This is a genomic window from Cytobacillus purgationiresistens, from assembly GCF_030813235.1.
GTDB lineage: Bacteria > Bacillota > Bacilli > Bacillales > Cytobacillaceae > Cytobacillus > Cytobacillus purgationiresistens.
Genome location: NZ_JAUSUB010000034.1, coordinates 1 through 12,742 on the forward strand (window position 1 = coordinate 1; position 12,742 = coordinate 12,742).

At 38.9% G+C, this 12,742-nt stretch carries 13 protein-coding genes and 1 riboswitch; of the genes, 10 read left to right on the forward strand and 3 right to left on the reverse strand.

Features of this window, described 5'->3' with window-relative positions; genetic code table 11:
• Positions 1-228 precede the first annotated feature (228 nt).
• From J2S17_RS24395 to J2S17_RS24410, 4 genes are all read left to right on the forward strand, one after another.
• Positions 229-738 (forward strand): TRAP transporter small permease, encoded by a 510-nt coding sequence (locus tag J2S17_RS24395; protein ID WP_307478846.1) that lies wholly within the window; start codon positions 229-231, stop codon positions 736-738.
• Positions 735-2,018 carry a TRAP transporter large permease gene (locus tag J2S17_RS24400; RefSeq protein ID WP_307478848.1) on the forward strand — a complete coding sequence of 428 codons (1,284 nt, stop codon included), beginning with the start codon at positions 735-737 and terminating at the stop codon, positions 2,016-2,018. The genes J2S17_RS24395 and J2S17_RS24400 overlap by 4 nt, the downstream gene beginning before the upstream one ends.
• Positions 2,019-2,290: 272 nt before the next feature.
• Positions 2,291-3,919: a M20/M25/M40 family metallo-hydrolase gene (locus tag J2S17_RS24405; protein ID WP_307478851.1), complete on the forward strand. Its 1,629-nt coding sequence runs from the start codon at positions 2,291-2,293 to the stop codon at positions 3,917-3,919.
• 365 nt (positions 3,920-4,284) lie between these two features.
• The gene (locus J2S17_RS24410; protein ID WP_307478854.1) at positions 4,285-5,052 is read left to right on the forward strand and encodes a TerC family protein; all 768 of its coding nucleotides are present in this window, start codon (positions 4,285-4,287) and stop codon (positions 5,050-5,052) included.
• 39 nt (positions 5,053-5,091) lie between these two features.
• Here J2S17_RS24410 and J2S17_RS24415 read toward each other — a convergent pair whose 3' ends face one another.
• Entirely contained in the window at positions 5,092-5,577 is a 486-nt protein-coding gene (locus J2S17_RS24415; protein WP_307478856.1) for a QueT transporter family protein, read from the reverse strand.
• A gap of 9 nt (positions 5,578-5,586) precedes the next feature.
• Positions 5,587-5,631, reverse strand: a riboswitch (PreQ1 riboswitch).
• Positions 5,632-6,073: 442 nt separating this feature from the next.
• On the opposite strand from J2S17_RS24415, the gene J2S17_RS24420 reads away from it, so the two are divergent.
• The gene (locus J2S17_RS24420; RefSeq protein WP_307478858.1) at positions 6,074-6,217 is read left to right on the forward strand and encodes an FbpB family small basic protein; all 144 of its coding nucleotides are present in this window, start codon (positions 6,074-6,076) and stop codon (positions 6,215-6,217) included.
• 351 nt (positions 6,218-6,568) lie between these two features.
• Here J2S17_RS24420 and J2S17_RS24425 read toward each other — a convergent pair whose 3' ends face one another.
• Positions 6,569-6,895, reverse strand: coding sequence for a hypothetical protein (locus J2S17_RS24425; RefSeq protein ID WP_307478861.1), 327 nt, complete (start codon positions 6,893-6,895; stop codon positions 6,569-6,571).
• Positions 6,896-7,543: 648 nt separating this feature from the next.
• Between J2S17_RS24425 and J2S17_RS24430 the strand changes: the two genes are divergently transcribed.
• From J2S17_RS24430 to J2S17_RS24450, 5 genes are all read left to right on the forward strand, one after another.
• Positions 7,544-8,377: an alpha/beta fold hydrolase gene (locus tag J2S17_RS24430; protein ID WP_307478863.1), complete on the forward strand. Its 834-nt coding sequence runs from the start codon at positions 7,544-7,546 to the stop codon at positions 8,375-8,377.
• 214 nt (positions 8,378-8,591) lie between these two features.
• Positions 8,592-9,308 carry a carboxymuconolactone decarboxylase family protein gene (locus J2S17_RS24435; RefSeq protein WP_307478866.1) on the forward strand — a complete coding sequence of 239 codons (717 nt, stop codon included), beginning with the start codon at positions 8,592-8,594 and terminating at the stop codon, positions 9,306-9,308.
• Positions 9,309-9,332: 24 nt separating this feature from the next.
• Positions 9,333-10,025 (forward strand): CoA transferase subunit A, encoded by a 693-nt coding sequence (locus tag J2S17_RS24440; protein WP_307478868.1) that lies wholly within the window; start codon positions 9,333-9,335, stop codon positions 10,023-10,025.
• The gene (locus tag J2S17_RS24445) at positions 10,012-10,653 is read left to right on the forward strand and encodes a 3-oxoacid CoA-transferase subunit B (RefSeq protein ID WP_307478870.1); all 642 of its coding nucleotides are present in this window, start codon (positions 10,012-10,014) and stop codon (positions 10,651-10,653) included. The genes J2S17_RS24440 and J2S17_RS24445 overlap by 14 nt, the downstream gene beginning before the upstream one ends.
• Before the next feature lie 21 nt (positions 10,654-10,674).
• Complete coding sequence (locus J2S17_RS24450; RefSeq protein ID WP_307478872.1) at positions 10,675-11,868, forward strand: thiolase family protein; 1,194 nt, start codon at positions 10,675-10,677, stop codon at positions 11,866-11,868.
• A 305-nt stretch (positions 11,869-12,173) separates the two neighbouring features.
• Here J2S17_RS24450 and J2S17_RS24455 read toward each other — a convergent pair whose 3' ends face one another.
• Complete coding sequence (locus J2S17_RS24455) at positions 12,174-12,509, reverse strand: DUF3870 domain-containing protein (RefSeq protein WP_307478874.1); 336 nt, start codon at positions 12,507-12,509, stop codon at positions 12,174-12,176.
• Positions 12,510-12,742 lie beyond the last annotated feature (233 nt).

Below are 12,742 nucleotides of genomic sequence, written 5' to 3' on the forward strand. Positions count from 1 at the left end.
AACTAGTTAACCAAACTAGTGCCCGAACGGGATGCCAAAGCAAGAAAGGGTTAACTAGTTAACCAAACTAGTGCCCGAACGGGATGCCAGAGAAGGAAAGGGTTAACTAGATGACCAAACTAGTGCCCGAACGAAATAGATGAGGAAGAAATGAGGCACTAGATCGAACATAGCCTTCCAAAAAAAGATTTCGTCTCGCAGGTAAAAAATACACTAAAGGAGCATGCCATGAAAATGAAAGACCGATATAAAGATAGATATATAGAAGAAATCTTCTTGGTTCTTACGATGGTTGTAATGGTGCTTTTAATATTCGCACAAGTGGTTGGCAGATATGTTTTCTCGGCTGCACCAAGCTGGACGGAAGAATTAGCAAGGTATATACACATTTGGCAAGTATGGATTGGAGCGAGCTATGCCATTCGTTTACGGGAACATATCAAGATTGAAGCCTTTACTAATTTGTTCTCAACATTTATGAGGAAGATTTTCGAAACATTGGCAATTATCGTTTGGTTCCTCCTTGCCTTATCATTAGCAATTCTAGGGACGCAATTAGTATTAAGCAGCATGAAGAATGGACAGCTTACCCCGGCTATGCAAATTCCGATGTGGATTCCTTTTTTAGCTATTCCACTTGGCGGGGCAGGCATGTCACTTCGCCTAATTCAGCAGCTTTGGATTATTTGGAGAATGCCTCCGGAAGATCATAAAGAAGAAGGGGCGGATCTCATTTGACAGTAGCGGTCTTATTTATTTCTTTGTTTGTATTTTTATTAATAGGTGTACCAATTGCTATTTCTCTTGGTGCTTCGGCTTTAGTAACCATTTACTTTACGACGACGTTGCCTTTGACGATTATGACGCAAAAGGCATTTACTGCGCTTGATTCGTTTCCGTTGCTGGCGATTCCTTTCTTCATGCTAGCTGGTGTCTTGATGGGAAAAGCCGGGGTTTCCAGACGGTTGCTCACGCTAGCTACCATGCTAGTTGGCTGGATGGTTGGCGGACTTGCAATGGTTACGGTGGTGACATGTATGTTCTTTGCAGCAATATCGGGTTCAGGTCCAGCCACAGTAGCAGCGATTGGTTCCTTTATGATTCCTTCAATGAAGGCGAAGCGATATGATGAAGGGTTTGCGGCTGCATTGACTGCAGCTGCGGGGTCCATTGGCGTAATCATTCCACCAAGTATTCCTTTTGTCATGTATGGCGTCATCGGCGGCGTGTCTATTGGCGGTATGTTTTTAGCAGGAATCATTCCAGGGATTATTATTGGGATTGGGCTAATGATTGTCTCTTACTTAATTTCAAAGAAAAAGGGCTACAAGCCTGAAACAACCATAGATTATTCTTTTAAAGCGGTTTTAAAAGCACTTTATGATGCAAAATGGGCTTTGCTCATACCAGTCATAATATTAGGCGGCATATACGGCGGTATCTTTTCTCCCACTGAAGCAGCGGTTGTAGCTGTTGTGTATGCAACCATTATCGGTATATTTGTTCATAAAGAGTTAACCATGAAGGACATGTATGAGTGTATAAGGGAAGCCATTGTGATTAATGCGACAACGATGATCATTGTCGGTCTATCTATTTCATTTGCATACATTATGACACTTGAGCAAATCCCGAACAGTATTGCTGGTTTTATCACGGATTTATCAACGAATCCATTTGTTATTTTATTAGTCATTAACCTTTTATTGCTTGTGGTAGGTATGTTTATAGATACGATATCCGCTTTAGTTGTATTGACACCGATTCTATTGCCGATTGTTACCGCTGTAGGAGTAGATCCCATTCATTTTGGTGTCATTCTAGTAGCAAACTTAGCGATTGGTTTCATAACGCCTCCACTAGGTGTAAATTTATTTGTCGCATCTAGCATCGGTGGGATAAAGATAGAAAAAATTGTAGCGGCAATATTACCGTTCTTGCTTTCAATGCTGATTACATTACTTGTTATCACTTATGTTCCAGCATTATCTACTTGGCTGCCCAATTTATTAAAGTAGTCCAAGGCGGGCAAGCCTGAGGGTAGTTTTTACATCTTCCCGAAAATCCCTGGAGAGTTCCCGAATTCATATACCTTCACTTCGAGGCTGCTCCAAGAAGGAGGAGTTGCCGTTGTACCTGGAAGCCGTTTTACACCTTTCGGAGAGGGTAACATAAGAATATCATATGTCTATTCTATGGAAGTTTTAAAAGAAGGAATGAACCGGATAGAATCGTTCTTGCAATCAAGAAATGAGTTATTTGTCATTTAATAAATATGGGGGGTTCTTACATGGAAGACGCGATGTTTATGCAATCGGCCGATCAAATGCTATCAACACTTATTGATCTCGTGTCGATTGATAGTGTAAGTCTATCTGCAGGAGAAAAGTATTTTCCGTTAAGAACAGAGCAGGTTTTAAGAGGCATCCCTTATTTTCAGGAAAATAGTGAGCTAATTAAGAATCATCCAACCTCAGATGGCAGATCGATATTAACTGCTTTATATAAACATGAGAATGCCGTAAAGACAGTAGTGATGATTAGTCATTTTGATGTAGTTGATATTGAAGATTATGGCGAATTAAAGCATCTTGCTTTTAATCCCATTGAATTGACGAATGCATTACATCATAGAACGGAAGGGCTCCCTGATGATGCAAGAGATGATTTGCAGTCAGGGGATTGGCTGTTTGGCAGAGGGATGATGGATATGAAATGCGGGTTGGTCCAGCATATGTCATTGCTCGAAAAGGCATCCTTTGAGAATTGGGAAATCAACTTGTTATTAGTTACTGTGCCGGATGAAGAAGTGAATTCTGTCGGCATGCGTGAAATCATTCCAAAGCTTGTGGAAATGGCAGATGAACATCAGTTAACCTATACACTTTATCTGAATTCAGAACCGATGTTTTCACAGGTGCCGCAGGATGAGCAGCGTTATTTCTATACTGGAACAATCGGGAAGATTATGCCAGGTGCTTTATGCTTTGGAAAAGAATCGCATGTAGGAGAACCGTTTTCTGGTATGAATGCATGTTGGATGTCATCGGTTCTCACGCAAGAGGTGGAATGGAATGAAGGTTTATGTGAGACTGTGAACGGTGTGATGTCACCTCCTCCTACATTGCTGCTTCAACGTGACATGAAAAAAGAGTACTCGACCCAGATTCCACATCGCTCAGTCAGCTTGTTTAATTTACTGCTTATGAAGCGAAATGCTGCAGATGTGATGGAGGAAATGAAAGAGGTGGCTTCAAAAGCAGCGCATAAAATGGAAAGTTTTATTGAGGAGAAATACAAACTTAATAACCTGGACCGATCACAGCTGTCAAACATTCAAGTGCTATTTTATGAAGAGCTGCGGAACTACGCGATTGAAAAAACAAGTGATGAATATATCGATAAGATGGAGCAGGCAATTGCCAATGAAACCGATGGGGATATTCGTGAACAGACGATTCAAATCGTTGATCAAATGGCAATGCTTTGCCAAGAGCTTGGTCCGATGATCGTCCTCTTCTATGCACCGCCTTATTATCCAGCAGTTGATTCTGGACCTGAAAGCATGATACAAGAAATTTCTGCATCGCTGATTGAATTTGCCTGTGATCGTTGTGGGGAGGAGCTCAAGGCTACCGATTATTTTAATGGAATATCCGATTTAAGTTATGCGGGACTTCATGCTGATTTATCAGAGATGGATAAGTATAACGTGAATTTGCCTGGTGGTGAAAAATTGTACTCTATTCCATTTAAACAGATGGCTAAAATTACCGCCCCGGTGATAAACGTAGGGCCGCTTGGAAAAGACGCTCATCAAAAAACAGAACGACTTCATGTACCTTTTGCTTTTGAAAAATTGCCTAAGATCTTGGAGCATTTAATTAAAATTCACGAGAAGCAGGCAGATCGATTTTAATCAATATGTGATCGAAGGATTTTTTGTTGACTGTTTGTAATCCTTAGAATATAATGATGATATTAATATGAATAGTAACTCCTAAAGGGGAGTAGCTTTTACAGCAAAGTCGTCATTTCGGAGCAAATTGCTCTCGGCTTTGTTGGCAACTTACATTGTTGTTAGCAAGACCTTTACCTGTTGGTAAAGGTCTTTATATATTTTTAAAACCTTTACCAAAATGAAATTGGTAAAGGTTTTTTGTTTTTTAAGGAAATAATAAGGGGAATGAATGCAAAGTCTATATAAATACATGCTCTTATTATTCTTTAAAAGCCAAGACTTCGTCTGGAGTGCTGTTACATAATTTTTAGGAGGTTATGTTATTGGAGATTTCATTATTGTTAGAGTATGGCTGGGTGTTGCTTGTTTTAATTGTTCTAGAGGGATTACTAGCTGCAGATAATGCACTCGTCTTAGCTATTATGGTTAAGCATTTACCGGAAAAAGAACGGAAGAAAGCTTTATTTTATGGGCTTGCTGGAGCGTTCGTCTTTAGATTAGCTTCATTATTCGTCATTTCATTTCTTGTGGATGTGTGGCAGGTCCAAGCAATTGGAGCCGTTTATCTCATATTTATCGCATGTAATCATATATACCGAAAAATTGTTGTCAAAGATAACAAGGTGGATAAGGCAAAGGGAAAAAAGCAAGCTGGGTTTTGGACTACTGTACTGAAGGTTGAATTAGCCGATATTGCTTTTGCCGTTGATTCGATCCTTGCGGCAGTCGCTCTAGCGATGGCTCTTCCCGATACACCATTGCCAAACATCGGCGGAATGGATGGAGGAAAATTCCTTATCATATTTGCCGGAGGAATGATTGGTTTAATCATTATGCGTTTTGCAGCGAATATTTTCGTTGACTTGCTGCATAAGAGACCAGGTCTCGAAATTGCTGCCTTCTTAATTGTTGGCTGGGTGGGTGTGAAGCTTCTCGTTTTAACATTGGGTCATCCTGCATTGGCAATCATACCTGAAGATTTTGCCCATTCTACAGGCTGGAAAGTTACATTCTATGTCATTCTTATCTTGATCGCTGCAGGCGGATGGTTCCTATCTAAAGAAAAAGATACGGATTCAGCTGCGAGTTAAATAAAAAAAAGCTGGTGCTTAAGCTGCACCAGCTACTAGTTAAACTAATTTATTGAACTTTACTTGTTTGTTTAAGAAATAAATAATCGGTATTCCCACAGCAAGAACAGCGAATTCGCCAATTGCAGTAGTGAGCCAAGTGAACATAAATGGCAGGCCGAAAGCAAAGTTAAGCTCAAGTGCGATAATCCACATCATCACACTGAAGACGAGCGTGTTGACAATCATTCTTGCCCAAATATTTTTAATATATTTGCTGCAAATAATCGTAATCACTAAACAGATGATCGAATGACTGACACCAAAGATTAAATCATACGCCTTCATTGGTGAAAAGAGCAAATTGGTGATAAAAACGCCTAGCACAATCCCATATATATAGTTTTTATTAAAAACAATGAGATGGTTAAACATTTCTGCCACTCTAAATTGTATGGCAACAAAGCCAAAAGGCTGGAATACCATTGAAACAGCGATATATAAGGCTGCTAAAATGCCATTACCAACAATGGTTTTTGTATTCATTTTTCATTACGCTCCTTAGTTTTTTAGCGTGGGAGGTTCTCGAACCACGTTAATTAATTGAAAGCTTGATTTTATATTAGATTAATAGGAAAGTCAATATGATTCTAATATAGACGGGTATATGCAGATATACCTAACTAAAACCACCGAGAATGAAGTGAGAATTCTGCATAAAAGCGGTAAAATAAGTAAATAAAAGGAAGGTTAAATAAGAATACCTTTGTGTTGTATTACACATTCAATTATATAAAAATAATATTATGAGTCAAAAGTCTTGACATTTATTTGGATTCATATTAATCTGAATTTAACGAAAATTATATTTGCGGATGAGATTTGCCAGCATCATGTTTGATTTATGGAATATCGGCAAAAGGACGCATCTCTATTTCTATTAATTGGATCGCGAAAAAAACGATTCTTATCTATAAATAGTCTCTATACGCTAAAGTTTTCTGAAAATATAGTTTTTTATACAGAAGGAGAGAGTACTCACATGAGAAAAAAGAAAGTATCTTACATGGAGCTAGTCAGAAAGAATAAGGAAGAATTATTAAAGGATCGCAATAAAATTGAAATGATTGAAAAACGAATAGATGAGAAGCATGAAAAAGTGAACACTAAAAAGATTGGCATATAAAAAAAGCGGAAGGGTCTTGCTTCCCTAGCCCCGACAAGCATTAGACGAAGGTTGGCTTATGACCTCGAGGGGTTAGGTCATGCAGCTAGACATTTTAATAGCTTTTCAAAAAAAAGGGAGTGTCCGTTTAGGGACACTCCTTTTTTTATCTGGTTGCTGCGAGGTTGGTTTTTTTGAGCCTAGCCTCCGCACTTTATACTTTATTTATGTTTGAAATAATCAACCAATGCATGAGTAATCTCAATTCCTTGGAAGAAGAATAGTGTTGTAGCAGTAAATGAAAATAACCCAATCATTAATAAGCGAATAATCATTTTATATTTCCTCCTTTTTTTTAAAAAAATTTTCAAATTAAGGAGTACTGTCTAAATAATTGGATTGATAAAAAACCGGGTGATAAAACTTGCCATTCCTAATAACGAAAAAGGTCAATTGGCAAAGTGAAATGACCATCAAAGCGATATTCATTAAGATGGTTGATCCTGCAGGTAAAAGCAATGGATGCTTTTTTAAATCATCTTGATAATGAAACCCATCTGAGCTTAAATTAGCATTCAATACAGCTTGCTGATGGTCACTTGTTTGACTTGTCCTTGAAGAATCGCCAGGATACTGGATGACCAGAAATGATAAAAAGATCGTTAATAGAACATATGGAAACGCTCTCCGCAATGTCACCCTTTCATCCCCTCTCAGACAAATGTTTATCTCTTGATTATATAACTTATGTGAATGTTTTGTATATATGATTTTAAAAAAAACAAAATAATACTTAATGGAAATCCAATATATATATTGGAAAATGGCATGTATACGTTACATTATGTTAAAAGGGATGATGGTGATATTTACTAAAAATATCACTTCAGGAAAAAGGATTAACTCAAAAGCACAACTAGCTGTCTTTCAGAATGTTTTTTTTTAAAAAACCAGAATTTCATTTCGACCGCTGTGCTCATCGTTATTTGTCCATGAGCATCCAATTGATTCGGAAGAGGAAGAAAAGTGCGCTTTTATTATTTTGTCATAATAACTTCATTTGCTATTGGGGTAGTTATGACGATTCTCATTGTACACTTCAGACGGATCAATGAAGGTTGCTTGAGTAATTGGTATGTTTTTTTTCTTTGTTTTCTTGCATCAGGAACTTATATACATTAATTGTGGAAGAAAAGAAAGGAAGAAGAAAATAGATAATAAAGGAAAATAGTGTAGGAGACTATAAATTTATTATTCTAAGATAATAAATAGGCACTAGATTATTATTTTGACATTTTCGAAAATTAAGCGTATAAATATCCTTATATTTTAATAGGGGGCGTTTATATGGAATTCTATCAAAAGAATATTAATGGAAACCAGATTCAAATTGCGGACTATCCAGGAACAAAAGGGACCATTGTTGCTGTTCATGGCTTAACTGGGAATCATAAGCAAATGCACTATTACGCAGAAAGCCTGAAAGGAGAATATCGCTTTATAGCACTTGATTTACGCGGGAGAGGGAATAGTTCTGCTACAGATGAAGACACAAGCTTATACAAGCATGCAGAGGATGTCATTGCTCTGATCAAGGACCTCAAGATAGAAGACCCTATTTTGATGGGGTATAGCATGGGTGCATTTATTTGTGCGGTCGTCGCACGCAAGCTAAAGAATGTTAAAGGCTTAATTTTACTTGATGGGGCAGCAGCCTGCACAGACCAGCAGAGAAATATTGTTCAACCTTCGTTAGGGAGATTGAGCAAGGAATATGGCTCAGAAGAAAGCTACTTAACAGAGCTGGAAACCATTTATACTAGGCTGGGTGTGAAATGGACAGATCACCTGTGCAACGTTGGCCAGTATGAGATTCATGAAGTGGGTGGCCATTGGGAGAATAAATCTAATGAGAGCAGTATTCTAGCTGATTTTAATAGCTTTTATTCATTTGTCCCGAAAGAAGAGTTTGCTAATACTGAATGTCCGATCCTTTTGGTGCATGCCAGCGGAAATATCGGACCAATGGAACCGTTATTTTATGCAGAAGCCTATGACGATACTAAAAGTTTTGCAAAAAATATTGAAATGGTCACTTCAGCATGCAATCACTACACAATGGTGTTTGAAAATAGACAGGAAATTAATGACTCTATCCAATCATTTTTGAAAAAAATCTAATCAACTGAGTTGAAATTTTACAAAAATTATGTAGAATAAAATTATACATTCATATTGCCTATTCATTAGCGATTAAAAAATGAACTTTTTTAACTGAAGCTATTGAACATACTGGCTGCTTTAAACAACCGATGACCTAAGAAGGTACATCCTGTTTAAAGCAGCCATTTTTGTTATAAGAGACATTATTTTTTAAAATAAGGTGGTTGAAATGATGAGCAAGGGATTAGAGTATTTCAAAAATGTTTATGACGTGGTACCTGGCTGGGTGCAAAAAATGTATGACTATAACCCAAAAATATTGGATCATTATACAAATCTGCGCGGCGATATTATGAAGCCGGGGCATTTATCGGTAAAAGAGAAGGATATATTGCTTGTTGGCATGAATGCGGCAAGACTTTACGAACGCAGCATGGTCTACCATACGAAGGGTGCGATCGATGGAGGAGCTTCACTGTCTGAACTGGCAGAGTATCTCATTGTGTCCTACTTATATTACGGACCACAAGCGTTAAAAGCGGGAATGAAATCTTTGGAGTATGCATGTACATTAAAAGGTTTCCCGGTTCAAAGCGAAACGAAAGAGGTAGAAGGCTTAGAAGAAATTCTGAAATATTATATTGATCTCCTAGGCGAAGGAAATGCGGATTTTGTTAAAAGCGTATTGTCCACTGTTCAAGCTGGTGATCATCAAGCCGTTCAAGAAAAAATACTAAGTGATGGTGTCGTAACAACGAAAATGAAGCATATTCTCATGACAGGGATTTATATAACTGTGCTCAATGGTAAAGATGCAGGGGAATGGATGGAGAAAGCAAGAGAAAAAGGTGCAAGTGAAGACGAACTGGCTGAAACAGGGTATATCTGTTTACTTACTGCCGGCATTCCAGCATGGTTTGAAGCCAGTGATTCTTTAGTAGAAAAATAAACAGAAGAAATGTGGGGGACTAGAATGAAAGTCTATGAGAATGCAAAATCAGCATTAGAATCTGTTAAGAGCAATCAAACAATTATGGTTGGCGGATTTGGACTAGTAGGGGCGCCGTTAACATTAATAGATGAATTAACGAGAAAAGAAATTGATGGCTTGACTGTCATTAGTAATAATCTGGGCGAAAAGGGTAAGGGATTAGGTATTCTAGTAAACCAGAAGAAAATCAAAAAGGGTATTGGATCCTATTTTACAAGTAACCGCGATGTAGGTGACGCCTATCAAAAGGGTGAAATTGAATTGCAGCTCTTACCACAAGGAACATTAGCTGAATCCATGCGAGCTGGGGGTGCTGGACTCGGTGGGTATTATACAAAGACAGGTGTTGGTACGGACCTGGCTAAAGGTAAAGAAGAAAAGGTGATTGATGGAATCACTTATATATTCGAGCCTGCTTTAAGGGCTAATGTTGCTTTAATCCGTGCTTGGAAAGCGGATACATTAGGGAACTTAGTCTTTTATAAAACGGCAAGGAATTTTAATCCAATGATGGCAACTGCTGCAGATATTGTCATTGCAGAGGTGGATGAAATCGTGGAAGCTGGTGAGCTTTCTCCTGAAGAAATCGTTACACCGCATTTATTCGTGGATGGTATGATCAAGGCGCAGAAAATATTGACGAAGGATGGAGTGATCGATCATGAGCAAAAATGAAGTGCAGGAATTGATCGCAAAACGGGCAGCACAGGAACTTAAAGGCCGCTGTGTTGTCAATCTTGGCATTGGCATACCGACCTTAGTAGCCAAGTTTATCGAGGATGAAAATGTTTCTTTCCATACGGAAAATGGTTTGCTTGGTGTAAGTGATGTTGAGGGCGTGATTGATCCAAACCTTGTCAATGCTGGTAAGCTTCCAGTGGGTGAAGCTGTAGGTGCCTCCTTTTTCAATAGTGCAGATTCATTTGGCATGATTCGAGGCGGACATGTAGATATTGCCATCCTAGGGGTGCTGCAGGCAGATCAAACAGGCTTGATAGCAAACTGGGCTGTACCAGGAAAAAATATAATGGGCGTAGGCGGCGCAATGGATCTGCTTGTGGGTGCGAAAAAGGTCATTGTAACGACAACCCATACGTCAAAGGATGGAAAAAGTAAGATTCTTAAGGAATGTACCTACCCCATTACTTCTACAAGAAGTGTAGACATGATTATCACAGAGCTGGCCGTTTTTGAAGTGGTTGAAAAGCAGCTGCGATGCATTGAATTAATGCCCGGTGTCACGATTGAAGAAGTGCGAGAGAAGACAGAAGCTGATTTTATAGAAGATCTTTTAGTTGTTTAATAGAGAAAAGGGTGTGAGTTTATGACAAATGTTGTTGTTATTGATTCGGTGAGAACAGCGATAGGGAAATTAGGCGGATCACTTGGCAATGAGCCTGTTGACCTTCTGGCAAGTACGGTTTTGCAGGAGCTTATGAGAAGAACCGATATACCGAAAAATGCAGTCGAAGAGGTTATATTAGGTCAAGCAAAACAGAGTGCCGATGCTTCGAATCTTGCCAGACTGGCGTCATTAAGAGCCAAGTTTCCTGAAGATGTTCCTGGATACACGGTTCATCGCCAATGCGGATCTGGTGTGCAGGCAGTAAATTCAGCGAGCCAGCAAATTCTATGTGGCTTAGCTAATGTGATTGTGGCAGGTGGAGCAGAGTCGATGAGCACAGCTCCTTACTATATGAGAAATATTCGTTTCGGACTTAAATCAGGCAACGGGCTATTACTTGATCCAAACACAGAAAGTCAGCCTGGCTCTCAGCCCGTTGAAGATTATGGAATGTTAACAATGGGGGTTACCGCTGAAAACTTAGCGGAAAAATACGAGATTTCACGTACAGAGCAGGATGAATTTGCATTACGGAGTCAGGAAAATGCGCAAAAAGCGATTTCATCCGGGCTTTTTGAAAAAGAAATTGTACCTTACACAGTAAAAACGAGAAAAGGTGCGCTCGAATTCAAACAAGATGAGCACCCCAGAGAAACAAGCTTAGAAAAACTAGCATCATTAACACCTGTTTTCAAAGAGAACGGCACAGTTACGGCAGGTAATAGCAGTGGCAGAAATGATGGAGCCGCAGCACTATTGCTTATGTCTGACATAGAAGCAGACAGGTTCGGGAAAAAGCCGAAAGCGAAAGTGATTGCACAGGCCGCCTCAGGAGTGAATCCGAATTATATGGGTATAGGTCCGGTGCCAGCAACGCTGAAAGCATTGAAAATGGCTGGCCTACAATTAAAAGATATAGATTTAATTGAATTAAATGAAGCATTCTCTGCGCAAGCCCTAGCTGTTATTAAAGAACTAAATATGGATATAAATAAGGTGAATCCAAACGGCGGTGCGATCGCAATGGGTCATCCAATCGGTGCCACTGGAGCAATATTAATGACCAAAGCGATCCATGAGTTGGAACGGACAGGAAAAAGATATGCCCTGATAACCCTATGCATTGCGGGCGGACTGGGCATTTCAACAATCATTGAGAATATGCAGGTGTAAAGAAAAGCAGAAACTCCCTTGTTCAGAGGAGACAGGCATAAAGAGTAAGTGAAATGCAGGGGAGATTGCTCTCTTTTCAAAGATTCGTCGCGATGGATAGCAGGGACCTAGAGTTACTGCGTGATCAGGAAGCAAGCAGCGAGATAGGAAAGTAACTGAGTCCTGCTGCCCTATCATCAACCAAACCGAATAAAGATAAAGTAGTAACCGAATATTATCAACGAAATAATAATAAGTGAAGTTGAATATAAACAAAAAAAAAGCGGAGGATCGCCTCCGCTTCATTTCACTTTTTGTTTAAAATATTATTCTTCTGTCTGCTTTAGCTTTTCATGATATCTTTTATGCGCCGCTTTTAATGCGACGATGACAGATGTGGTGGATGGGGCGAAATAGTGGCTTTCTATCCGCTTGACCAGTACCTGAAGATCAGAATTCATATCAAAGCCGATGATCATCCTCTTGAAAAAATCTTGAGCCAGTTCAGTAATAAATGTGAATTCTGCATTGATAATTTTATGATTGGCTGCGTTAATTTCCAGCACAATTCCTGCATGCTTGTATACTTCGTACATCGCACTGCCTTGTGGCGCCTTTGCGTAAGCAGTTACTAAAACGGTATCTAGTTGATTTTGATCCATAGAAAGACCCCCTCATTATATCTTTCGATTTACTAAACAATCATATTTTATCATATCTTTTAAAAGTTTTTAGAATATAAATTTTCCATTGACTTATAAATATATTTAAAATATTATTAAAATAATAAAATTAAATGATTGTACCATTCTTTCTGACGAGAAGCAGCTTCTTAACGATGAAACGACCATTTCATACTACTTAAGGATACCTAGCTTTTCCACTGAAGATAAGA

Bases quoted from the DNA above. Each gene is read 5' to 3' on its own strand.
- J2S17_RS24395 (WP_307478846.1), top strand. From the start codon at position 229: ATGAAAATGAAAGACCGATATAAAGATAGATATATAGAAGAAATCTTC.
- J2S17_RS24405 (WP_307478851.1), top strand. From the start codon at position 2,291: ATGGAAGACGCGATGTTTATGCAATCGGCCGATCAAATGCTATCAACA.
- J2S17_RS24415 (WP_307478856.1), bottom strand. From the start codon at position 5,577: ATGAATACAAAAACCATTGTTGGTAATGGCATTTTAGCAGCCTTATAT.
- J2S17_RS24420 (WP_307478858.1), top strand. From the start codon at position 6,074: ATGAGAAAAAAGAAAGTATCTTACATGGAGCTAGTCAGAAAGAATAAG.
- J2S17_RS24430 (WP_307478863.1), top strand. From the start codon at position 7,544: ATGGAATTCTATCAAAAGAATATTAATGGAAACCAGATTCAAATTGCG.
- J2S17_RS24435 (WP_307478866.1), top strand. From the start codon at position 8,592: ATGAGCAAGGGATTAGAGTATTTCAAAAATGTTTATGACGTGGTACCT.
- J2S17_RS24440 (WP_307478868.1), top strand. From the start codon at position 9,333: ATGAAAGTCTATGAGAATGCAAAATCAGCATTAGAATCTGTTAAGAGC.
- J2S17_RS24445 (WP_307478870.1), top strand. From the start codon at position 10,012: ATGAGCAAAAATGAAGTGCAGGAATTGATCGCAAAACGGGCAGCACAG.
- J2S17_RS24450 (WP_307478872.1), top strand. From the start codon at position 10,675: ATGACAAATGTTGTTGTTATTGATTCGGTGAGAACAGCGATAGGGAAA.
- J2S17_RS24455 (WP_307478874.1), bottom strand. From the start codon at position 12,509: ATGGATCAAAATCAACTAGATACCGTTTTAGTAACTGCTTACGCAAAG.